Origin of the sequence: Candidatus Zymogenus saltonus (genome assembly GCA_016929395.1) — a bacterium.
Lineage (GTDB): Bacteria > Desulfobacterota > Zymogenia > Zymogenales > Zymogenaceae > Zymogenus > Zymogenus saltonus.
Window position 1 is genome coordinate 1 of the sequence record JAFGIX010000061.1, and the last position, 23445, is coordinate 23445.

Below are 23445 nucleotides of genomic sequence, written 5' to 3' on the forward strand. Positions count from 1 at the left end.
GGTATAATAACCGTTATAATGATGATATATTCGAAATTGTAGTTTCTTATCTAACTAATTTGGTGGAAAATCGTTTATAATTCCCTTTTATTATCATCTTCTTCCCTTTCCAAAATAATTTTTTCTTTTATAAAACTTTTTTCTACGAAGTAAGTTATTTTAGGTAGTTTACTTTTATCAAATCTTTCAGAATTTTTTCTTGTATCATCTTCTGTTAAATTTCTTTTATCTTCTTTTTTACTTAGATCTCCGGGTACTATCAAATTAATAGCATCCAATAAGTTTGTTTTACCACCTTCGTTTGGGCCTACTATACAAGTTACATCTCCAAGCTCTATGGTTTCATCTTTAAAAGACCTGAAATCTTCAATTCTAATTTTGTGTAGAAATCTCGGCATTATGTAACCTCCCCAGTAATTATTTTAATATCCCTAACTTTTATAATTAAGCTATTTATTTTAGCAAATTATATACAAAATTCTATAATAACGAAAATATTTGTCAATACTATTCTTTCTAAAATATTTTGTATATTTAAATATCATTCATCCACCCCCAAAAACAAAAAAAGCCCCGGTTTTACCCGGGGCAACTACAATGGTGGTCTATGAGAATTATCGGTGATTAGGGCGGCCCCGGAATCCCGGGGCTTTTCATCTATATAAAGGGCCCTCAGTTTTCCTTCTGGGCCTCGACCTTGATGACCTTCTTGGACTTGCCGTTAGCCTTCGGAAGGGTGACCTTCAGGATGCCGTCCTTGTAGTCGGCCTTGATCTTCTTGTCGTCAACCTCCGAGGGGAGCCTGATGGAGCGGCAGAAGGAGCCGTAGCTCGTCTCGCGGCGGTAATACTCGCCCTCCTTCTCCTCGTGCTCGTCTTTCCTCTCGCCGGAGATGGTAAGGACGTCGCGCTCCATGGTCAGGTCGATCTCCTTGGGGTCCATACCCGGAAGCTCGGCCGCAACCGTGAAGTCCTTCTCGTTCTCGCTTATGTCCACGCTGGGGCAAAACCCGCCGTTGGCTTTTTCGCTTTCGCCAAAGAAGTTGTCAAACCAGTCGTCGTCCCAGACCCTCAAGGTCAGGGGACGTACATTTATTCTTCTTACAGGTGCAAACATTTTGTTTCCTCCTTTTTTTCTTCGTTTCTCATCCTATATTTTGATTCCGCTCAAGTATTCTATTTTCTTCCTTGGAAATAAGATAATCACTATATTCGAGTTGTCAATGCCCTCATCATTTTTGCCTTGTGAAAAAATGATTTTCTTTATATCATATTGATGTATTTTTTTAGGAGATTACCGTGAAGATTTTAAAGATTGTCTTGATATCCATCGTTGTCTTGATTCTTCTTATTGCCGTTTTGGGTTACGGATATATAAAGTACCTCCTGCCTAAAGTTAGCGGCGAGGTCGCGTCGAAAAAGATCAGGGAGGGAGCCGAGGTCGTAAGGGACGAGTACGGCGTCCCCCACATCTACGCCGATAACAACTACGACCTCTACTTCGCCCTGGGCTACGTCCAGGCGCAGGACAGGCTCTTTCAGATGGACTTCTACCGGAGGGCTGCCACGGGGCGCCTCTCCGAGGTTCTCGGGAAGGACCTCGTCGACGCGGACAGGTACCTGATCACGATGGGATTCAAGCGCACCGCCAAGGAGCAGGTGGATAACCTCCCCCCGGAGATGAAAGAGATCGTAACCGCCTTTTCGGACGGGATAAACGCCTACATCAACGAGGGGAAGCTGCCCGTGGAGTTCAAGATACTCGGGTACAAGCCGAAGCCGTGGAAGCCCGAGGACTCCCAGGCGATCGGAAACCTGATCAGCTTCCAGCTCGCCTCCTGGGCCTACCAGAACGAGATCATGAACTACAGGATATTGAATAAGCTGGGACCGGATCTCGCCAAGACCTTCTTTCCCGCCTACCCTGAGGACGGCGTATTCATCCTGGAGGCAAATCTCAAGGGGAGCGGGGAGAAAAAGATCTCCCCCGCCTCGAGGGAGTTTCTGGATTTCTTTATCAACAGGGAGTTCGCCAGCAACAACTGGGTCGTCTCTGGGAAAAGGACTGATACAGGAAAGCCGTTTCTGGCCGAGGACTCCCACGAGGGCGGGCCGGAGATGCCCACCCAGTGGCACCTGTCGCACATCGTCGGCAAAGACATCGAGGTGGCCGGCGCCATGTTTCCCGGCGCCCCGATCTACGTCTTTGGGCGCAACCGCCACATCGCCTGGGGCGTTACGAACTTCGACATGGACGAGCAGGACCTCTACATCGAGGAGTTTCACCCCGACTCCCCTAACTTCGTCAAGTACAGGGGTGAATGGGTGCCGGTCACGAGAATAATTGAGAAGATCCCGGTAAAGGACGGCGACGCCAAGGGTGGTATGTCCTACGTCGACATCGAGACAAAGGTGACCCCCCACGGCCCGGTAATTAACGACATCGAGGACGGCCTTGGAGAGACCCCCATTAGCATAAAGCGGGAGGGAGCGGAGCCGTGGCCCCTGATGGAGGGATTCTACATGATCAACACGGCCGAAAACTGGGATGAGTTCAAGAATGCCCTCGCGGTATACGCCGCCGGCCCCCAGCACTTCGTCTACGCCGACGTCGATGGGAATATCGGATACATCGGCGGGGGGAAGTGCCCGGTAAGGACGAACAGCAATGGGATTCTGCCCACATCCGGCTCCGACGGAAACCACGAGTGGAAGGGATATTATCCCTTCAACAAAATGCCGATCCTCTTCAACCCGGCCAAGGGATATATCGTCACGTCGAACAATCCCCCTTACAAAGGCGATTCTCCGATATTCCTGAGCAGCTACTGGGAGCCCCCCTACCGGGCGGAGAGGTCGTCCGAGATGATCGAGGGGAAGGAGAAGGTCTGCGTCAAGGACATGATCGAAATGCAGCTCGACTTCAAATCGAAGCTGGCAGAAAGGCTCGTCCCGGTGTTCGTCTCGTCCCTTAAGGCGAGCGCGGACGAAAAGACGGCTCCGCACGTTGAAATCCTGTCTAACTGGAACTACGTTTCTAATGCGGACTCCGCCGGTGCGACGATCTACCACACCCTCCAGAACCGTCTGTCCAAGGCGATATTTCTGGACGAGCTGGGTGACGAGCTGTTCAATAAATTCATGGGCGACAAAGGCGTCGCCGTAAACACGCTGGCGAGGCTCGTCTTAAACGAGAGGGAAAATCCCTTATTCGATAACGTCACGATGAACGACAAGGTGGAGACCTTCGACGATGTCCTCCACACCGCCTTCGTAGAGACAGTCGACTTCCTGACGAAGAAGATGGGCGCAGACCCTAATAAGTGGCTCTGGGGGGAGATACACCAGATCGAGTTCTCCCACATCTTCGGGAGCGTCGCGCCGCTTCGCCCCTTCTTCAACTACGGCCCCTTCCCCTTCGGCGGAAGCGAGCAGTCGCTGAACAGGGGCGGCTACAACAAGGTCAGGGGACTCGATACCGATTTCAAGGTGGACATCACCGCCTCCATCCGCTACATAGTGGACTTTTCTGACCCCGAAGGCTCCCTTGTGGTCCTCTCCACCGGCGAGTCGGGAAACCTCACTAGCCCCCACAGAAGGGACATGGCAGACATCTTCCTCAAGGGGGAATACTGCCGGTGGTACATGGACAGGGAAAGCTTCGAGAGCGGTACCGACGGGACATTGAGGTTCGTAAAAGAGGAGTGAGCCGTATAAACATCCAATATTGAAGGGTGAAGGGCGTGGAAAGAGGGAATATCCTGACACTTAGCTATTGCCTCGACTGAATAGGGGATTCGGCGCCGTAGTTATTCTGATCTACTGCGGCCTTAACCGGGGAAGGGGGGTTTGCCGAGTCGCGATTTAGCCGGCAAATAACGGCGCTTCCCTCTCCCCTTTTCTTGAAACCGTAATGGTTGGCTGTTTATTAATCTGATCTCTATTGATCGGGCCTTAACCCCCTCGCGAGCAGGGACGCCAGGTCATTTACGAGATCATCTCTGGGTATCGAATCCGCATCCCCATGCCTGTATTCATTCAAGCCGAACCAGTTAACCGTCTCCACCAGCATCCTCGAAATCAGCGCCGGGAAAGATAGGGGCCTGATTGCCGAAAGCTCGGTTCGCGACTTAAGATACTCCTCGAACATATCGATCATCATACCCCTGCCCCAAATATTAAAGAGTTTTGCCAGGCCGGGAATATCCGCCTGGGATTGTTCGACGAGGATAATCATGATCCTGTTTTTCTCTATCATATCCCACATCTCGCCCACTATATCTTTAAGCTCCTTTTCAATATCGATATTCCCCTTGTCTCGATAAGACAAAATAGACTCGACGATTTCCATTTTCATACTCGACCTCAACCTCTGCCCCAGATATTCAATGATGTCCCACTCGCTGACCCCGGACGATTCCTCCGTCGACGGTATATCATCCCCCTCCCGAACGATGCCGTTTTCAAGGAGATAGTGAAGGAGTTGGGCCTTGCTTGTGAAATAGTAGTAGAGTGTCCCCTTCGATACGCCCGCCTCGACCGCTATCTCCTCCATCCTCGTTTTCCTGTAGCCCTTGGTGCTGAAGACCCGAAAAGCGGCCCTCACGATATCGGGGATCCTGTTTTCCGGCGTAGTCCTCGGCGACATAATGAGCTCCTTTCATTCAGGTATCTATTTAAACAGGTCACCTTTCAATGACCTTCACAACAAGACCCACCGCAAAAAATCTATACATCCCCAAGATAAATAACTGACCCAGTCAGTTATAGCTATCTCAATTTTAGACCCGATCGCCGCCCCATGTCAATAGAAAAATTTCAACTAATCTGGAATCTTGTCGTGAAAACGCGGAGAGTTGAACGATTCAAACCTGGCATATTATATTTGTCCGAAAGAAAAGTCGGACTGAAATAAAAGAATAAAAAGACCTTTGGTCCGTTAAAGGCAGGTCTTTATCCCGTCGTAACAGCCGGACTGACACTCGGAGAGAAGCGAGATCAGGGATTCCCACCCGACAACCGAATCGGTATCGATCCCGACTGAGTCGAAGATATCCCTCACGCTCCCCTTGTCAAACGGGCGGCCAGGGAAGTAATCGAAGATCCGGCCGTAGTACAGACGCATTGGAAAGTTATCCTTGAAGCATTTGAAATATCTCAGGAGCTTTTCTTTACTCCCCGTCTCGGGATAGGACTCGGTGATCTTAGAGACAAACGCCCCGCCGTCTTCCAAGAAAATACGGGAGTATTTCCTGAGCTGATCGATAACGAGGTCCAACCGTCCGGCGATAGATTCGCCATCAAGACCAAGCTCACCGGCGTAGTTCACGGGGAAATGGGTACTCGTGAAGCATTTACCGAAGTCGTAGGATAGCGTGATACCCGAGGCGAGCTCCCTTCGGTTCAATCTCCTGCCGTGATCAAAGTCTCCCGTCAGGCAGTCGTGGATCCAAAGGGCGATCTTTGAGTCCAGCCCGTCTTGCTGGGGAAGGAGATTTTCATCGTAGCTCTCCGAACACCTTGAATAGAGGGCGCCTGAAACCTCCCTAACCTCGGAGAGATTACATATCCCCCTTCCTATATTGTAGCTTATTATGTTTCTGTCGAGGTCGTCCCGTATAAGATAATAGGGGATTATCGACCTCTCACTTCCGCCTCCGAGGCCGTTGAAAACGAACAGGCTCGGGGAGTCCTCCCCCCTGTTCTCGACGAAAACGAGCCTCTCACAGCCGCTGTCCCTGATGCCTTTGACGGCGATCCCATTTAAAAAACCGCCGTAGTCCGGCCTCTCAACACAGTAGCCGTTAATTGCCGATATAGTGTCGGAATACATATAAATTTGTCCCAAAAACAGGAAACTTTGCAATAATATCCGAAGGCCGGGGGCAAAGTCAAGTTAGATTTTAGTGTCATATCCGTATCACAAATGGAGGGAAAGGAAAAAAAATGCTTGTATTTAACATTACAAATGTAATAAAGTTACCGTCATGTCTTTTATTTGATCTTCACGTCTATCTTATGAGGTTTTAGTATGTCAGAAAAAAAGAGTAAGGTCGTCACAGGCGATTACCTGAGCGAGGTGAAGCTCGATCGCCCGGTGGGACTCGTGGGGGCCATATCCCTTGTCATCGGCGGCGTTATCGGGATGGGGATATACGCCCTGATCGCGTCCGTGGGCGCCTACGCGGGAAACGCCATGTGGCTTGCCTTCACGGCCGCCCTTCTGATATCCGTCATAGGGGTGATCCCGATTATCCAGATCGCCAGCGCCCTTCCCAGGGCTGGGGCGGGATACCTATACGCCAGCAGGCTCCTGCATCCCCTCGTCGGCCTTATAACGTCCTGGTGGGTGGTCTTCGCCGTCGCAAACACGCTGACCTTCGTCTCCATGGGCATGGCCGATTACATCGCCAAGACCCTGAACATCGAAGACCCCAAAATGATACTTTATCTGACCATCCTGTTTCCAGTCATCTTTTACCTCCTCTATTTCCTGGGGGTCAGGCTCGCAATCCTGATCCAGATTGTCCTCGTGGCGCTGTTGATAGTGGCCCTTCTGGCATACGGCATCATGGGAACATTGGAAGTTGGATTGAAATTCTCCACCTACCTCCCCCAGGGGATCGGCGGATTTATCATGGCGACTGTACTGTGTTACACCGCCTTCTTCGGGTTCCAGGTGATAGCGGAGATGGGAGAGGAGATGCAAAACGCCAAGAGGAATATCCCCCTCTCTCTATTCATCGGCGGGGTATCGATACTGGTAATCTACATCATCGTGGGGACGGTATTTATCACCTCGGTCGAATACAACTTTGAGGCGATAAAAGCGATAAAGGCCCCGTTGATGGACTCGGGAAAGGGATTCCTGCCCTACTTCTGGGTCCTAATGCTCGGACTGGGCGCCATAGCCGCTGGGCTGACCTCGTTTAACGGCGGGGCCATCGCTATCCCGAGGGAGCTCTTCAGCCAGGCCAGGGACGAAATCATCCCCGCCTTCATCGGAAAGATCCATAAGCGCTCCGGCTCCCCCATGATCGCCATGGGCCTCTTCTTTCTCCTCGTGATTGTAATGATCCTCATGCGCTGGGATATAGACTATTACGGCGCGATAACCGCGGTGGGAATACTCCTTATGACCGCGATGATATCCGTCTCGGCCCTGAGGCTTACGAAGAAGTACCCAAAAGCATACAAGAACGCCTACCTCAATATCCCCAGGGCGCTCCTCTGGATAATCGTGATCCTCTCGATAATCTCCTGCCTTGGATTCATCGCCCTCGTAATGACCGAGGCGATGTCCATAGGATACATGTACATCGGCGCCACGCTTGTAACGGTCATATACTATTTAATCAGGATGGTCTTTTTAAAGGCAAGGGGTGTCGATTTCTCGAAGAGGATGGAAAGGATGCCGGGGTTCGACGAGGATTAGCGCTCCCCGGCTTGCGATTTTCTTCCGTAACAAAGGGGGGGGTTGAACCCCCCCCTTCTTGTATAAATCTTACGGCCTAAGCCCCTCGACGATTACCTGACCCTTGATAGTGTGCGGCCATCAAAGACCTACTCGTCTAAAAGAGTCGGACACCCCAGGCCTCTAACTCAGCCTCAGTCCCCTGCCGCCCCGGTCTCCGGTTGCAATGCCGTTGTCCACGGCGAGGACGCCGTTCACCGTCGAGTAGAGTATTCCTTCAGGATACTGGTGCGGCTCGAGGTATGTAGCCTTGTCCATCACCTTGTTGATATCCATCACGACCAGATCGGCAAAGGCCCCTATTTCTATTTTACCGCGGCCTTTGAGTCCGAACTTCTCGGCCGGCTGGGAGGTCATCGACACGATGGCGGACTTGAGGTCCATGATCTTGTCCTCCATGACGTATCTGCCGAGCTTTCTAGGGAAAGTCCCGTAGAGCCTCGGGTGGGGCTTCGTCATCCCCTTCGGAATCGTCCAGCCGTCCGAGATCGTCATCACGTAATCGTTCGGCATCAGGTCTCTGACGATCTCCTCGCTCTGGTCGAAGAAGACCCCTATGGGAGCCTTGATGTCGCAGACCAGCTCCACGTAGAGATCTGCCGGGTCTTTCCCCCCCATCTCGGCAATCTCCGCCAGCGTCTTTCCTTCGTAGTCCTCGTTCCCCTCGTACATCATGGTAATCAGGGTCTTGTCCGGCTTGTGATACGCGAAGACCTCGTTTATCGCCTTTTTTATCTCCACCCTCCCCTCGGCCGTCTTGAATTCATCCTTGACCCCATCGGTCACCTTGAACCTGTTGGGCAGAAGGATTGTAATATCCGTGCTTCCGGCGGCGTAGGGATACTGGTCGGCGGTGACGTCAAGGCCCCTCGACCTCGCCCTTTCTATCTCGTTTAGGATCTTCTCGGCTTTGATATTATTCAACGGGGCCGCCGCCTTGAGGTGCGAGATCTCCACCGGAATCTCGGCCTCCTCGCCTATCCTCACAGCCTCCCTGACGGATTTGACCACGCCGAACTCGCCGTCCTCGTATATCTTGCCCGACTCGTCGCGCATGTGGGTCGTGTAGATGCCGCCGTATTTGCTCACAACCTTGCTGAGCTCGATCAGCTCCTCGGTCGTGCTGTGAAAGCCGGGGGCATATTCGAGGCCGGTGGACATCCCCACCGCCCCCATCTCCATGGCCTGGGCCACTCTCTTCTTCATGGCTTCCAATTGATCTTTGGTGAGCTCTCCCGGCTGATTATCCCCGAAGAGCTCCTCCCTTATGATCCCGTGGGGCACCAGGTGATATACGTTTGTCCCGAATCCCACCTTTTCGACGAGCTTAAGCCAGTAGTTCACATCGGTGTAACCGTAACCGCAGTTTCCGGTCACCACCGTGGTTACCCCCTGGCAGATGTAGTTGTAGTTCCCCTTGAAGGAGGGAAGGACATAGGCGAGGTTCTTCTTGAAGCCGAGCCTCTCGAAGGTCAGGTCGCAGTGGGTGTGCACATCTATGAAGCCCGGGGTTACGATAAGGCCGGTCGCGTCGATTATCCTCCCTGCGCTCCCGAATATCTCACCGATAGCGATTATCTTGTCCCCCTTGATCCCTATATCGCCGGCGTACGGCTCGGCCAGAGTGCCGCCGTAAATCGTCCCCCCCTTGATGACAATATCAAACTCGGCGTCGCTACCCCCTTTTCCGCACCCGCCGATTATCGCCGACATCCCGCCGGTAAGGGAGATCGACGCCATTGTGGCAGCCGTGCCCACCATGAATTCCCGCCTTTTCACTCCCGGCCTTTTCGCTTTGTCAATAACCTTCTTTTCATCTTCCTTCATTTTATCTACCTCATTAAAGCTTTATATTGATGTCCATTCTCTAAAATGTAGGACGGATTGTCAAGGGATTTTAGCTCGAATTGTAAACCCCTTCCGAGATTATTTGACGCCAAAAGAAAAAGATTCCTTGACTCGACCGGTATCAAAATATATCATTAATTCGACCAAATAAATCAGTGCTTGTATTAAGGACTCTCGCTGAAAAGGTGGGAAATATGATGTTAGACGAAAAATATATGTACGAGACGACCCTCTACGACCCCGAGAGCGGGGTCACCGCCTTTATTGTTATCGACAGGCTTTTAAACGGCGTCAGCGGCGGCGGTGTCAGGATGAGCCCCGGCGTCACCTTAGCCGAGGTGGGGATGCTCGCAAGGACCATGACATACAAGTTTGCCGCCGTGGGTGTAAGGGTTGGGGGCGCCAAGTCGGGCATCCTGCTCGATCCGAGATCCCCCGACAAAACAAAGGCCGTCGCCTCATTCGGGAGGATGGCCGAACCGTTCCTGAAGACGATCTACATGATCGGCGAAGACATGGGGACGACCGCCAAGGACCTCACCCTCATATACGAAGAGGCGGGGATCAACCCGATCGCCTTTGCCAAGGCGAAGGCTAAAGAGCTTGGGATAACCCTCGACATCCCGGAGGAGGTGGAGCTCTCAAGCCTGGGCGGGGAGAGCTTCGAGGAAATCATCACCGGCTACGGCCTCTGCGAGGCGGCCGAAGAGGCGGTGGGCCGTTACGGCATGGAGCTTAAAAGTTCAACCGTCTCGCTGCAGGGCTTTGGGACGGTGGGGAGCATCTCCGCCAGGAACCTCGCGCGGCGGGGGGCGAGGGTAATCGCCGTTACCGACATCGAGGGAACCATACTAAACAAAGACGGCCTTGACGTGGAGAAGCTAATCGAGGCGAAGGACAACGCAGGGACCATCGACAGGAAGATGCTCGACTTCGAGTTTACAGCGGGGGGCGGCGACGGGTGGCTGACGGCGGGGGCCGACATCATCGTCCCCGCGGCGGTGGCAGGGGCGATAAACGAAAAAAACGTCAAGGTAGTGGACGCCAAACTGATATTAGAGGGGGCGAACATCCCGATAACTGAGGGCGCCCAGAAAGCCCTCACCAAGAGGGGCGTTCCTATAATCCCCGATTTTATCGCAAACGCAGGGGCGGCGGCGGGCTTCGGTTTGATCCTCACCGGCGAGTGCAAGATCGAGGAGGTCTTCGGCGAGTTCAGCAGGAGGATCAGGAGCGGCGTTACGCACTGCATCGAGGAAAGCAGGAAGTCCGGCATCACGACGAGGGAGGCGGCAATAAACCTGGCGCTGAAAAACCTGAGTGAGGATTAGGGCATGGATTGAAGAACGCTTTTTCCCCTTAAAAAAGTCGGATTGTATAAATAAATCTTGACCTTTCAATAACCTTGGTATAAAGATGAACGTAAGGTAATTTGAAAGGGACTAAAAGTATCTTTTTTTAACATGAGATTGAGGTAATGGACATGAAAACCGGTATTAAAATGATCGCTTTTTTTCTTGCCTTTTCCTTTCTCTTCTTTTTGAATCTGGGGCTACTAAACAACTCTCGATTAAAAGAACAGCATAATATAGATAACCTTAACACCGATCAATTGAATTCATACGACTTTTTCATTTCGACTGCCTATTCAATGGATGATTTGACAACGGCATCGGTCAATGGAAAATACCAGAACCTTTTAATGACACTTAACGTTCCAGGGGATCAAAGTAAATACGGCAGTTTCAAGGACTGGGGATATTGGTCAGGAACGACATATGCAGGATATAGCAATCTCCCACCGGGATATTGGGTTTACGTCTATCCAAATTGGTATATATGGGGAAGTTTGGCTTCATCGGGCGGAACAGACTATGGAGAAGCCTCCGTCAACGGAAAATACTATAATCTCTTAAGGACCATTTATGTCCCAAGTGACAAGACAAAATACGGAAATTTTAAAGACTGGGGATACTGGTCAGGAACGACATACGCAGGACACAGCAACCTCCCGACAGGGTATTGGGTATACGTCTACCCAAATTGGTACATTTGGGGAAATAAAAAGTAAAAAGAGAGGCCGAAAACGAGGGGCCGAAAACGGCCCTTCGTTTTAAAACTCCCTTCGGCCCTCTTCGGCCTCAACTAAACGACAGCCCCTCCCAAAGACAAAATCACGGGCAGGTCGTCACCGGACTTGGGCATTGCCCCTCCGCAGAGAGCCATCCCTCCATGTTGTTGTATCTGATCTTGACCCAGCTCCCCTTGCATTCAAGCAGCGAGACCGTGACCTCTGTTGGGATCTCCGCTATCGTCCTGGAGCTGCCGTCCGGCCTCTCCTTTAACTTGGCGGTACTTTTGGAGTCGTCGTAGTCGTCATCTCTCGTCGTCGTGGCTATCAACGGCGCATACACCCAGCCGTTTATCTTCTTCAACACCTCTTCGCCGTTGAAGATCGACACCTCGCTGATTTCAAGCCAATTCCCCCTTGATCCGACGATGGTGACCACGACGTATGTCCCAGTGGTCGGCGAAGGGAGCTTATCGACTATCACATATCCGCTCCCCGGCCCCCCCCTTACGTTGAGGCCATTCGGGTCGGGATCGTTCACGTAGCCGTACACCAGCGCGCAGGGGGTGACGTTGTCCTGCGCTACGGCTACGCCCGCCCCCAATATCGCAGCCTCATCCGGCACAAGGTCGTATCCTACATAGTATGTGCCGTTGCTGAAAATGCCCAATAAGAGGAGAAACGCGATAATCGCTATGGGCGTCCATATTTTGAAATTTTTGGTCGACATTTTTGTTTTTCTCATGGTTAATCCTTTAAACAAGGTTTTTCTGGTCTATAAATTTAAGCCTATTGTGTAGGTTTAGCCTATTCCCCGTTAGTTTTCTTATTGCATTCAATATTTTCATTAATACAGTTAAGATTTTTCAATCTTTCACATATTAAATCTTCAGCTTTTTTTAGTTTTTCTTCTTCTTCAGCATCTTCCTCTTTTATTTGACAGAAATCACTTAAGACCTCACAAATTAGGCAAATTTCTTGTTTTTCTTTTACATATCCATCTTTATCCTTTAATAGACAAATTCTATTAATTGATTTACAAATCAGGCAGGGAGCTACTACAGAAGACAATACTATAGCTACTATATATCCATTTGAAATAGATATGGTAGCATAGATTGATAAAGCAAGTATAAAAATGAAGCAGATTATCATTACCGTTAAAACGGTGATTAGTAGAGTCCCTGTAACACTACTTGTCTTCCAATATTTTGGATCATCGCTTGTCGTTGGGAGTAAGATTCCATCTACATCAATACCTTTGCATTCCATCATGGCTAAATATTTTCTGAGTATATTAACTCTTTTTTTCGATTTCACGTTTCCTATCCGTCCAGAACATAGTATCCTGGCCATAATAAAACTAAGTGAAAAGATTAGAACAAGAATTACAATCAGTATTAAGAAGAAATCGTTATATATGTAATTGTCAGAAATAATTTTGCAAGCAAATCCTATCAAAGCCGATATAGTAATCAAATACATACGAATATACTTGTCCCTGTTCTCCTCGCTCACCTTTGCCAGATCCATGTAAACATCATATTCATGGTAAAAGAAATCCTTGAGGCCGCATTTTTCTCTTTCATTGTTAGTCATTTGAATAATCTCCCACAAATTATTTAATCTCTTTTCACGTTAAATATATATTAGAATACCATTTATCCCATGTCAAGAACAGAGAATTATCGACTATGCCTGTTAGCCTTTGCAAATTACTTTGCCGGTTTTCAGCAACAAAACCAACCACCCAGCAGGAAGAGACGTTAATCAATTAAATCATTCACTCAAGGGTGAACAATTAGCGCCACCACGACAAACATCGCCGCCGGACCGAGAGACCATCCCCTTACCTGAACAATATCCCCTTCTCGTACAGCTCCGAGACCTCCGCCTCCGAATAGCCGAGGACCCCGGTCATGACGGTCTCGTTGTGCTCGCCCAGCGCCGGCGCCTTCTCGAAGCTCGTGCAGTCCGGCACGCCCTTAATCTTTACGGGATTCCCGGCAATTTTAAAATCACCCTCCCCATCGAGGGGCACCAGCATGTTCCTCGCCCTGATCTGGGGGCAATTAAAGAGGTCCGAGATGTTGTTGATCTTGGCGCAGGGGATTCCCGCCCCGGTAAGCCTCTCAAGCCAATAGTCTGTTGTGTTGCCGGACAGGGCGGAATTTATAAGCTCGGTCAGTTCCTTAACGTTTTTCGTCCTTAACTCGTTCGTCGAAAACCTATCGTCCTTTTTGAGCTTCGGCCTCCCGATAACGTCGCATAGTGCCTCAAAGAGATTGTCGTTTCCCACGGCGATGATAATCTCCGAATCTGCGGTCCGAAAGCCGCCGAAGGGGGCGATTGACGGGTGCCTCTTCCCCATCGGGCCGGGTATCTCCCCTGTCGTCTGGTATCTCGCGATCGCGTTTTCGAGGACGGCGACGGTGCCGTCGAGCATGGCGACGTCCACCCTCGCCCCGGCGGCGGTATTGCACCTCCGGTAGAGGGAGGTCAGGACGCCGATGGCGGCAAACATCCCGGCGAAGATGTCCGCGACCGAAGTCCCCACCCTGACGGTCTCGCCCTTTTCCGTACCCGTAATCGAGATTATCCCGGAGAGGGCCTGGACGATCATGTCGTAGGCCCCCTTCTTGGAGTCGGGGCCGGTGTGGCCGAACCCGCTGACGCTGGCGTATACTATCTCCGGATTGATCTTCATAATGTCCTCTTCCGAAAAGCCCAGTCCCGCCAGAGTTCCGGGACGGTAGTTCTCCACGAGGACATCCGATCTCTCTATCAATCTTTTGAGGACACCACTCCCCTCTTCCGTCTTGAGATTTACAGAGAGCGACATCTTGCCGGCGTTCAGGCTCATGAAGTAGGCGGACCTCCTCAAGTCGTCGTCCCTGAAGGGGCCGATGAGCCTGGCGTCATCACCTATATAAGGTCGCTCCACCTTGATCACCTCCGCCCCGAGGTTTTTCAGGATCATCGTGCAGTAGGGCCCCGATAATATCCTGGTGAGATCGACCACCCTGATTCCCTTAAGCGGTTTTTCGGACACTGTTTCCCCCCGATTATTCAGCGCCCATTCTATCAAAAATTCAATATTGGAAACAAGCTGTAAATCACTCAGCCCCCTGTTAAATTCATTTGACACAACAGAAAATCTGTGGAATATTAGAGTCGACAACAATATATCCAAATAAAAAACCAAATAGTAGGGAGACCAAACCATGAGCGATAAGGTCAAGATCTACGGAAAAGGTGGATGACCTTACACCGACGAGGCCAGGTCGGTCTACGGTGACGGGGCTGAATATTTCGACGTTAAGAGCGACAGGTCAAAATTAGATGAGATGCTCGTCCACAGCAAGGGTGTAAGACAGGTTCCTGTAATCGTGGAAGGGGGGAAGGTAAAGGTCGGCTACGGCGGTAGTTGAGGAGTTTGAGGGCGCGCCGTGGGCGTGCTTTACTGTTTTTATCCGGGGCCATGCCATCTTGAATAAATCAATTATTGAGAGATACCAAAGCTATTGACAATGAGCTTGGTAATCTGGAGATTTGAATCGAGATGGAATAGAAAGTTGTCTTCTGTTCATAGCTTCGGCCCACGAGGCTAAAGGGGATTTATAAGATATGTAACGATTTTTCTTAAATAATAGTAACAATTTTAAAGGGGACGGTTCTGTTTAGATGCCTATTTTATAATAGTAAAAGGAGGATTTAAGCAATGAAATTATTTAAATTATCGATTTTGGCCGTCTTGTTAATGCTTGCCTCGGGCTGCGCGATTGGGGCGACAGTGGTCAAGGTAGAGCATGAGCCCTTGAAGGAGGCATCCGTCAAAAGGGAGGGGAAGGTCGCCGTAACGACCTTCGCCGACAAGAGGGAGGAGGGACATCAAAAGCACATCGGCAACAAGAGAAACGCCTACGGCATGGTCCTGGGGTGGGTGGACAGCAAGGGGGAGATCGAGGAGATATTGACCGACTATTTCGTAAAGACCTTAAAAGAGGCGGGGTACGAGGTATCGAGGGTCAGCGCAATTCCCGAAGACGCCTCCCAGTTCGACGCTATAGTCGAAGGGGAGATAGTGGAGTTCTGGCTCGATCTCTATATGGCGGTCTGGCAGGATATGACGATCAAGATCAGGGTCCTGGACGGCGCGACGCTAAATACCCTGTGGGAAAAGGTCTTGGAGGCCGAAGAGACAAACACCCTCTGGTGGGGGGTAAAATCGGAGTACGAGACCGTTATCAGAGAGGCGCTCACGAAGGCGCTGAACATGGCCGTGGATGAATTCTCGTCGGAGGAGTTTTATAAGAACATCAAGAGGGAAGCGGAATCCGTAGAGCCGTAGAGTAAAAAATATAGTCTTTTTGCTCTTTATATCAATCAAATCGCCGATTCGAAGGCGTTTTTGATGAGGATGATTTTTGGCCTGAACCGGCTCACATCGACCGCCACCACGTCAAATCTAACGGTCATCCGGTGGAGATCCTTGTCCGTAATATATTGCAGGGCGGCCTCCGAGATCCTCTTGATCTTTCTTGAATCGACGGCTTCAACGGCCCCCATGAGGCCTCCCCTGCTCCTCGTCTTCACCTCGACGAAAACGACGGTGTTCCCCTCCATTGCCACGATGTCGATCTCGCCCCCCCTGGTCCTATAGTTTGTTTCGAGTATCTTGTAGCCCAGCTTTTCAAGCCTCTTCTTTGCGATCAGCTCCCCATCCCTTCCCCTCGATGTCCTATACAAGGAGTACCTCCCTTACCCCGGAGAAGGTCTTCCTGTGGATCGGGGTTGGGCCGTGCTCCACCAGCATCTCCTTGTGCTCCCTCGTGCCGTATCCCTTGTTCCTGATGAAGTTGTACTCCGGGTACTCCTCGTGGTAATCGATCATGATCCTGTCCCTTGTAACCTTGGCCAGAACGGACGCCGCCGCTATGTGCGCGGAGAGGGTATCGCCCTTGACGATGGGCCTTTGATTTGTCTTAACAGGGACCTCGTTTCTGCCGTCGACGATCATAAGGTCGAATTCGTCTTTTATCTTCGAGACCGCCTCCTTCATGGCAAAGAGGGTGGCGTTGAGAACATTAATCTCATCGATCTTTTCTGGCCCTACGCTTCCCGTCGCCCACGCAAGGGCTGCCTTCGTTATCTCATCGAAAAGCTGAAAGCGTCTCTTTTCGGTGAGCATTTTAGAGTCGCGAAGGCCCTCGATCCTCACCCCCCTGGGAAGGACCACCGCCGCGGCCACAACCGGCCCCGCCAATGGGCCCCGGCCCGCTTCGTCGACGCCGCATATCAGATTTACTTCGTCCGAGTATAGACGATCATCAAAGGTAAAAAGCATCTGTTTATAAATATCTTGGATATCTTTTTATGGGGTTTGCGGGATTATTATACACGAAAACTGAAGAACATATATTGTTTTTTCGGCTTATTGCGGAAGGAGAGGATGAAAGATGCGAAGACAGCCGCCGAGTCGTCTACTTGATCTGAAAGGAGCGGTCCGCCCCCTGTATTGCCGCCTTCTTCGTTGTCAAAAGGATCACCTGCGCCTTTGATGACAGCTCCTTCAGGATGGAGGTAACGGCGGTCATCCTCTGGTCGTCAAAGAGTATGAATGGGTCATCCATGATTACCGGGATGGACCTTCTCTTTATAATTGAATCGATCAGGGCGAGCTTCAAGGCGAAATAGACCGTGTCCTTTGTGGCAAGGGACATGCTGTCCATTCCCACCCTCATTAGATTATCGGCCTTGAAAAACTTGATGACCCCGTCTTTGCTGAAGGTCGCCCTGGCGTAGTTTTTGTTTGTCAAGACCTGTATGTACCTGTCAAAGCTCTTTTGCAGCTCGCTCAAAGGCTCCATCTGTCCCTTCTGAACCAGCTCCGTGGCGATGGCGAGCGACCTTGCAAAGTGGTCGTCCGGGAAGCGGGACGGCTTCCTCCCGCCGGCAAATCCCACCGACTTCGAGGAGCCGGCCTTGCTCTCATCGTATCGATCGAACCTTACGCCCTTCTTTGCCAGGTATGCCTCTATTTTTTTTATCTCGGTCTTCATCTCCTGCGGAGTAAAGCCCAATCCATGCATCCCCTCGAGCTTCTGCTGAAACTCGTCCAACCTGCTTTTTATAACGTTTTCCTCTTCGATCAGCTTATCGTAATCCCTCTCCTCCTTCATCTGGGAGAGCCTCTTTAAAAGGGTGTCTCTCTTCAGCTCCGACTGTTTATAATTGCTGACCTTGGCCTTGAGGGCCTCGACGTTATCGGCACCGAGGGATTTCATAAGCTCCTTCATCTCCCTCATCTCTGTATTATAGCGTGCCGTGGCCATCTTTATCTCGTCATCCGATTCGCTCACGGTAGATCTCAGCTTATTCTGATAGCTGAAGGCGCTGACGAACTGCCAGAGAACCCAGCCGGCCAAACCGATACCCACAAGCATGATCAATACCGCCAGCTTGGAGATGTTTTCGATCGTGTCGGGGTTATTAATAAATCTCCCCAGCATATCCTGGGCTACCGGCATCTTGAGGACAATGCCCAGAGCGGCGATTCCGACCCCCGGCAAGAAGAGCTTGTGCTCCGTTATTGAAGGCAATTTCGTATTTATAAGCTCCGCTTCGGCCTGGCCCTTTTTGCTTCTCAACTCGTTTATCGTATGCTCGATGCGCTTCTCCGACTCCGTGTATCTTTCGACCCTGCCGATTATACCCTCAACCTCCCCAAAGGCCTTGAACCTGTTGATGAACTCGCTGGTCTCCCCTATCTCCTTCTCCAGTTGCCGAATATCCTTGATCTGCGACTGTATTTCGTAGAGGTTGGACTGTTCCTGATCAAATGCGGCCTCTATCTCAGACATCTCCTCGGCCCTGGCCATCTCCCCTTTCAGTGTCTCGAGCCTCTCCTTCAAGGCGGTTGGATCCTGGCCTTCAAAGTCGAAGTCGTCCTCCGAAGGGGATTGTTGTGACTTTACCGGTTTTGGGACGGCCCCCATATATCCAAGGGGGCTTGTGGAAGGCAGGTTCGCCGCATCGGAAAAGAAGGTGCCGGAATATATCTCATCATCCGCAAGCTTCAATTTATTGGTGATAAACTCGGATATCTCGTTTTCGTCCTTAGTGATAAGGGCGAAGACATTTTTATCCTTGACATACCTGCTCAAGTTCGACAGCTTCTGGGAGAAATCCCTGACGAGCCTGTATATCTCGTTGCCCTCGGATATGGTAAGATAACAGCGGGACGACCCCTCCAGCTGCCAGTTTATGAAATCGGGCACGTTCGAGTAGATGTCAGGAAAAAGAACCGCCATGATGGCCCTTGCGAACGTGCTCTTTCCACTTTCGTTAAGGCCGTAGATGACGTTGTATCCCTTGTGAAAAGTGAATTTTACGGGCTTGGAAAACTTCCCTACGCCGGAAACCACGAGATCCATGATGATCATGGAGATGTCCCCCACCTAATGGAAAATCATCAGACGGATCAAAACTTTCTGAGCTCCTTAATCCTCGCCGCTTTGCCCCTTCTCTTTCTTAAGTAGTACAGCCTCGCCCTCCTCACCCTTCCTCTTTGAACTACCTCTATCTTATCTATCAGGGGGGAATGAAGAGGGAAAATCCTCTCAACGCCCACGCCGTAAGATATTTTCCTTACCGTAAAGCTTGCGCGGGTGTTGCCCTTCCTTTTCCTTATCACCGTCCCCTCGAAGACCTGTATCCTCTCCTTTTCACCCTCCTTGATCTTCACATGAACCTTGACCGTATCTCCAGCCTTGAAGTCCGGCAGGTCCGCCCGCATATGCTCTTTTTCCAACATGTCAATCTGCAACATTTATAACTCCCCTATACCTCTTTTCTGCCTCTAATTCTGTCGAGAATAATTGCGGCGGCCGAGCGAACCGAAAGGTGATAATATTCATCCACCCCCCGTATCGGCTCCACAACATATTTACACATTTCCTTTACCGGATCGGTCATTCCCCAACCCGTACCAAAAAGTATCAGATACGGACTGTCGTCTCTTTCCAGCTTCCCCCTCAAATCACACAACGTAAGAGACTCTCCATCGTGACCCGCCCACGTCCCCACGATTATCGGTTCCACCCCCGTGATCTTGACTATCTCGCCTACGGCCGAGACAAGGTCGTCCACCACCTCCACATTCTTGAGGGCCTCCCCCCTGAGGGAATTGTATGACCTCCCGCCCCCCTCACACCAGTATTCCAAGATCCTCTCCACAAGCCTCTTCTGGGTCTGCATCGGATTGATTATGAAAAATCTCGACACCCCGTAGGTCCTGGAGGCCCTTGCTATATCGTGAATATCGAGGTTAGTGACAGACGTGGCCACCACCTCTCCGTTCTTATTTAGCACCGGGTAGTGAACGAGTCCTACAAATACCTCTCCCAAATCCGCGTCCCTCCCTGTGACCGGTAGTCCTCCACCCCCCTATTAGTATCTTTCCCACCACCCATCTTTTCCTCCGCCCTTTCGCCACCCCCCCTTCCATCCACCGTTCCATCCCTACCCCTCTTCGGCACCCCTCTCATCCACCCTTAGGCGGCTTTCCCCCGGTGATATCCTCTATGATCAGCCTCTCCTTTTCGCTCAGCTCTTTGCCCTCGAGAATATCCGGCCTCCTTGAAAGCGTCCTCTTGACCGATTGAACGAGCCGCCACTCGGCGATCTTCTCGTGATCGCCGGAGAGGAGTATCTCCGGGACCTCCATTCCTAGGTATTTGCTCGGCCTTGTGTACTGGGGGTACTTGAGGAGCGAGTTCGAGAAGCTGTCCTTTTCAACCGATTCCCGTTTCCCGACGACGCCCTCGACCAATCTCGCCACGGCCTCTATGATAACGAGGGCCGCAACCTCGCCTCCCGAAAGGATGTAGTCCCCGATCGATATTTCATCGTCCACAAGCCCTTCCGACACCCTCTCATCGACTCCCTCGTACCGGCCGCAGATGAGGACTAATCTTCCGAATTCCCTCAGCCTCTTGGCCTCCCGGTCGGAAAACCTTCTCCCCTGGGGCGTCAGGAGGATAATCCTCGGCTTACCCTCCCTTCTCTTGATCCGTCCCCCTTGAATGTGTCTCACCGCCCTGAAAATCGGCTCCGGCTTCATGACCATCCCCGCCCCGCCGCCGAAGGGCGCGTCGTCCGCCGTCTTGTGGCGATCCGTCGTGAAATCCCTCAGATCGACAGGATTGACCGTTATCAACCCCTCATCCAGTCCTTTTTTTATTATACCGGTTTTAAGAGGAGATTCGAAAAATTCGGGAAAAAGGGTCAGTACATCAATCTTCAGCATTGAAAACCGGCCCGAATTCTGGCTCAATAATCATCCTTTTTTCGGGAACATTCACCTCTCGAACCGCATCGCGTGTTCCTGGGACTAATATTTCATTAGTATCTTCATTCCCTTCCACTCCAACGATATATACGTCGTTTGATCCCGTCTCAAGAATCTTTTTTATAATTCCTAAATATTTCCCAGAAACGTCGTATACTTCCATTCCAATCAGGTCATCCCAGTAGTATTCGTCCTCATCGGTTTCCGGAAGATCTTCCCTTCTGACTGTAATAATCGATCCGACAAGGGCCTCTGCATCATCCCTCGAATCGAGACCTTGGAGTTTCAGGATAACCTTTTGTCCCATCCCTCCGGCATTTAAAACGGTAAAGGTGCTCTCCATAGGGCTCTCGTCTGAATCTCCGTCCTTTTGTCCATCCCTTAGAATCCTGATTCTTTTTGCCTGAAGAAAGCTCTCCGGAGATTCTGCGTAACTCTTGACCTTTACCGCCCCTTTGATGCCGTGCGGCTTGACTATCTGGCCAAAAACAATTTCCCTTGACATTCTGCTATTCGATTATCTCCAATACCGATCTTTTCCTGATTTTCGTGGACGCCGCAGAAAGGATGGTTCTCATAGCCCGGGCCGTTCTCCCCTGTTTCCCTATTACCTTACCCAAATCTTCCTTTGCAACCTTCAATTCGATAACTGAAGTCTGCTCCCCCTCGATCTCGGTAACCTCAACCTGATCGGGATTATCAACAAGTGCCTGTGCAATATATTTTATTAATTCTTTCATCCAATTCACCTCGCGCTTTAGTCCATTATAACCTTAGATTCAGTAACTACTACACTCCTCCTTTTTCTATGGTTATTCCTTGACGCTTTAATATCTCGCCCACTATCTTTGTGGGTATAGCACCTTTTTCCAACCACCCCTTGATCTTCTCCTCCTTCAACGTCACCGCGGACGGATCTGTCAACGTATTATATGTGCCGACATTCTCGATAAAACGTCCATTTCTCGGCGACTCGCTGTTTGCCACAACGATTCTATAAAACGGTTTCTTTTTTGCTCCAATTCTCTGGAGTCTGATTTTCACAGGCATTTTTTCTCACCCCCTTACATTTGGAAAGGCATATTGCCCATCCTGAGATTTTTTAATCCGCCTTTAGAAATTTTTTTCATCATCTTCTTGACCGCGGCGTATTTCTTCAACAACCTATTTACATCCTCGACCCTTGTACCGCTTCCCTTTGCGATACGCTTTCTTCTGCTGCCGTTTACTATCAGGTGGTTCTCCCTCTCTTTTCTCGTCATCGAGTTGATTATCGCCTCGACCTTTTTCAACTCATCTTCCGCCTCGCGAAAATTCACTGAGCCTGCCATCCCCTTCATCCCGGGGATCATGCCGACAAGCCCCTCGATGGAGCCCATCTTCTTGATGCTCTTGATTTGATCCAAAAAGTCATCGAGGGTAAAGCTCCCCTTCTTTATCTTTCTTTCCAGCTCCTTTGCGCTCTTCTGATCCACCACCTCCTGGGCTTTTTCCACGAGTGTCACGACATCGCCCATTCCTAGGATCCTTCCGGCCATCCTTTCCGGCTCAAAGGAGATCATATCTTTTGGATTCTCACCGTTGCCCACAAATTTTATGGGCGCCCCGGAGACCGCCTTGATCGATATTGCCGCGCCCCCCCTGGCGTCTCCGTCGAGCTTGGTCAGCATGACTCCGGTGAGCCCCAGGGTTTCGTTAAACTTTTCGGCCACATTGACCGCATCCTGGCCCGACATGGCGTCGGCAACGAGCAGTATCTCCCTCGGATTTACCGCACCCTTTATCCGGTTAAGCTCCTCCATCAGCTCGTCATCCACATGAAGCCTTCCGGCCGTATCGAGGATAACTATGCTGATCGCGTTCTTTGCGGCGTAAGAGCATGCATCGACGCATATCTTAACCGGATCGCCGCCGTCGCCTTCATCAAAGACCTGAACGCCTATCCTCCCTCCCAGGGAGACCAACTGCTCTTTTGCCGCCGGACGTCTCGTGTCTGCGGGAACGAGGAGGGCGCTTCTCTTCCTCTCCTTCAGGTACAGCCCAAGCTTTCCCGCGCTGGTGGTTTTTCCCGATCCCATAAGGCCCACCATCATGATCGGGATCGGGGGATTTCCTGAAAGGTTGAGCCCCACGCCGTCGCCCCCCAAGAGCTCCACCATCTCGTCGTGAATCATCTTGATGAACTGCTGGCCCGGCGTAACCTTCTTTACGACGTCTTTTCCGAGCGCTCTCTCTTCGACGCCCCTTATGAATGTCTTGACCACCTTGTAGTTGACGTCCGCTTCGAGCAGCGCCATGCGGATATCCTTTAACGCGCCGGAGATATTATCCTCGGTGAGTTTTGCGCTCCCCCTTATCTTGGAAAAGACATTGTCGAATTTTTCCGATATGGCTTCAAACAAGAGTGTAATCCATAATGTATTTTTTTATCCTACGGACGCTCGATGTATCCTTCTATCCCCACCTGTATCTCCCTTCCCAACTCCTTTTTATATATAATTGTCGGGAGCCGCATCCACCATCGAGCAGCCGTCTCAACCATTCAAGGGGACATTCTCCATCGAACAGTGTCTCTATCCCCACTGAAAATAATATCTAAAAAATCGTCAAAAATATCGATAACCGCCCTATTAGAAATACCGACAACCGCCCTACTAAAAGTATCGAAAACCACCCCACTAAAAATACCGACAACCCCTTA

At 50.7% G+C, this 23445-nt stretch carries 25 protein-coding genes; 5 read left to right on the top strand and 20 right to left on the bottom strand.

Annotated features, from left to right (window positions below; genetic code table 11):
* Positions 1-74 precede the first annotated feature (74 nt).
* Both JW984_12355 and JW984_12360 read right to left on the bottom strand, forming a co-directional pair.
* A complete protein-coding gene (locus JW984_12355; protein MBN1573979.1) occupies positions 75-398 on the bottom strand; it encodes an AAA family ATPase in 324 nt (107 codons plus the stop codon).
* 274 nt (positions 399-672) lie between these two features.
* A complete protein-coding gene (locus JW984_12360) occupies positions 673-1116 on the bottom strand; it encodes an Hsp20/alpha crystallin family protein (GenBank protein ID MBN1573980.1) in 444 nt (147 codons plus the stop codon).
* A gap of 182 nt (positions 1117-1298) precedes the next feature.
* Between JW984_12360 and JW984_12365 the strand changes: the two genes are divergently transcribed.
* Entirely contained in the window at positions 1299-3707 is a 2409-nt protein-coding gene (locus tag JW984_12365; protein ID MBN1573981.1) for a penicillin acylase family protein, read from the top strand.
* Between the two features lie 232 nt (positions 3708-3939).
* Here JW984_12365 and JW984_12370 read toward each other — a convergent pair whose 3' ends face one another.
* Entirely contained in the window at positions 3940-4647 is a 708-nt protein-coding gene (locus JW984_12370) for a TetR/AcrR family transcriptional regulator (GenBank protein MBN1573982.1), read from the bottom strand.
* 291 nt (positions 4648-4938) lie between these two features.
* A complete protein-coding gene (locus JW984_12375; GenBank protein ID MBN1573983.1) occupies positions 4939-5832 on the bottom strand; it encodes a hypothetical protein in 894 nt (297 codons plus the stop codon).
* A gap of 198 nt (positions 5833-6030) precedes the next feature.
* Here JW984_12375 and JW984_12380 point away from each other — a divergent pair, with 198 nt between their 5' ends.
* The gene (locus JW984_12380) at positions 6031-7434 is read left to right on the top strand and encodes an APC family permease (protein MBN1573984.1); all 1404 of its coding nucleotides are present in this window, start codon (positions 6031-6033) and stop codon (positions 7432-7434) included.
* A 162-nt stretch (positions 7435-7596) separates the two neighbouring features.
* Here JW984_12380 and JW984_12385 read toward each other — a convergent pair whose 3' ends face one another.
* Complete coding sequence (locus JW984_12385; protein ID MBN1573985.1) at positions 7597-9300, bottom strand: D-aminoacylase; 1704 nt, start codon at positions 9298-9300, stop codon at positions 7597-7599.
* Positions 9301-9515: 215 nt separating this feature from the next.
* On the opposite strand from JW984_12385, the gene JW984_12390 reads away from it, so the two are divergent.
* Positions 9516-10652 (top strand): Glu/Leu/Phe/Val dehydrogenase, encoded by a 1137-nt coding sequence (locus JW984_12390; GenBank protein MBN1573986.1) that lies wholly within the window; start codon positions 9516-9518, stop codon positions 10650-10652.
* A 146-nt stretch (positions 10653-10798) separates the two neighbouring features.
* Positions 10799-11392 carry a hypothetical protein gene (locus JW984_12395; protein ID MBN1573987.1) on the top strand — a complete coding sequence of 198 codons (594 nt, stop codon included), beginning with the start codon at positions 10799-10801 and terminating at the stop codon, positions 11390-11392.
* Positions 11393-11495: 103 nt separating this feature from the next.
* Here the strand turns inward: JW984_12395 and JW984_12400 are convergent, their stop codons facing one another.
* The 4 genes from JW984_12400 to JW984_12415 form a co-directional block, all read right to left on the bottom strand.
* A complete protein-coding gene (locus tag JW984_12400) occupies positions 11496-12137 on the bottom strand; it encodes an SH3 domain-containing protein (GenBank protein MBN1573988.1) in 642 nt (213 codons plus the stop codon).
* 62 nt (positions 12138-12199) lie between these two features.
* Positions 12200-12991 carry a hypothetical protein gene (locus JW984_12405; GenBank protein MBN1573989.1) on the bottom strand — a complete coding sequence of 264 codons (792 nt, stop codon included), beginning with the start codon at positions 12989-12991 and terminating at the stop codon, positions 12200-12202.
* A gap of 250 nt (positions 12992-13241) precedes the next feature.
* Positions 13242-14618 (bottom strand): CoA transferase, encoded by a 1377-nt coding sequence (locus JW984_12410; protein ID MBN1573990.1) that lies wholly within the window; start codon positions 14616-14618, stop codon positions 13242-13244.
* Between the two features lie 112 nt (positions 14619-14730).
* Positions 14731-14880, bottom strand: a complete 150-nt coding sequence (locus JW984_12415; protein ID MBN1573991.1) for a hypothetical protein — start codon at positions 14878-14880, stop codon at positions 14731-14733.
* 233 nt (positions 14881-15113) lie between these two features.
* On the opposite strand from JW984_12415, the gene JW984_12420 reads away from it, so the two are divergent.
* Positions 15114-15743 (top strand): hypothetical protein, encoded by a 630-nt coding sequence (locus JW984_12420; protein ID MBN1573992.1) that lies wholly within the window; start codon positions 15114-15116, stop codon positions 15741-15743.
* A 35-nt stretch (positions 15744-15778) separates the two neighbouring features.
* On the opposite strand, the gene JW984_12425 is transcribed toward JW984_12420, so the two are convergent.
* The 11 genes from JW984_12425 to ffh form a co-directional block, all read right to left on the bottom strand.
* On the bottom strand, positions 15779-16141 hold the full coding sequence (locus JW984_12425; GenBank protein ID MBN1573993.1) for a YraN family protein: 363 nt from the start codon (positions 16139-16141) through the stop codon (positions 15779-15781).
* Positions 16134-16739: a ribonuclease HII gene (locus JW984_12430; protein MBN1573994.1), complete on the bottom strand. Its 606-nt coding sequence runs from the start codon at positions 16737-16739 to the stop codon at positions 16134-16136. Before JW984_12430 ends, JW984_12425 begins: the two co-directional genes overlap by 8 nt.
* Before the next feature lie 136 nt (positions 16740-16875).
* Positions 16876-18837, bottom strand: coding sequence for an AAA family ATPase (locus JW984_12435; GenBank protein MBN1573995.1), 1962 nt, complete (start codon positions 18835-18837; stop codon positions 16876-16878).
* 38 nt (positions 18838-18875) lie between these two features.
* Positions 18876-19223, bottom strand: coding sequence for a 50S ribosomal protein L19 (rplS, locus tag JW984_12440; protein ID MBN1573996.1), 348 nt, complete (start codon positions 19221-19223; stop codon positions 18876-18878).
* An 11-nt stretch (positions 19224-19234) separates the two neighbouring features.
* The gene (locus tag JW984_12445; GenBank protein ID MBN1573997.1) at positions 19235-19801 is read right to left on the bottom strand and encodes an RNA methyltransferase; all 567 of its coding nucleotides are present in this window, start codon (positions 19799-19801) and stop codon (positions 19235-19237) included.
* A complete protein-coding gene (locus tag JW984_12450) occupies positions 19783-19932 on the bottom strand; it encodes a hypothetical protein (protein MBN1573998.1) in 150 nt (49 codons plus the stop codon). The genes JW984_12445 and JW984_12450 overlap by 19 nt, the downstream gene beginning before the upstream one ends.
* A 5-nt stretch (positions 19933-19937) precedes the next feature.
* A complete protein-coding gene (trmD, locus tag JW984_12455) occupies positions 19938-20699 on the bottom strand; it encodes a tRNA (guanosine(37)-N1)-methyltransferase TrmD (protein ID MBN1573999.1) in 762 nt (253 codons plus the stop codon).
* Positions 20689-21249 (bottom strand): 16S rRNA processing protein RimM, encoded by a 561-nt coding sequence (gene rimM / locus JW984_12460; GenBank protein ID MBN1574000.1) that lies wholly within the window; start codon positions 21247-21249, stop codon positions 20689-20691. Before rimM ends, trmD begins: the two co-directional genes overlap by 11 nt.
* Positions 21250-21253: 4 nt before the next feature.
* Complete coding sequence (locus JW984_12465) at positions 21254-21484, bottom strand: KH domain-containing protein (GenBank protein ID MBN1574001.1); 231 nt, start codon at positions 21482-21484, stop codon at positions 21254-21256.
* Between the two features lie 49 nt (positions 21485-21533).
* Positions 21534-21794 carry a 30S ribosomal protein S16 gene (rpsP, locus tag JW984_12470; protein MBN1574002.1) on the bottom strand — a complete coding sequence of 87 codons (261 nt, stop codon included), beginning with the start codon at positions 21792-21794 and terminating at the stop codon, positions 21534-21536.
* A gap of 14 nt (positions 21795-21808) precedes the next feature.
* Complete coding sequence (ffh, locus tag JW984_12475) at positions 21809-23146, bottom strand: signal recognition particle protein (protein MBN1574003.1); 1338 nt, start codon at positions 23144-23146, stop codon at positions 21809-21811.
* Positions 23147-23445: the final 299 nt, after the last annotated feature.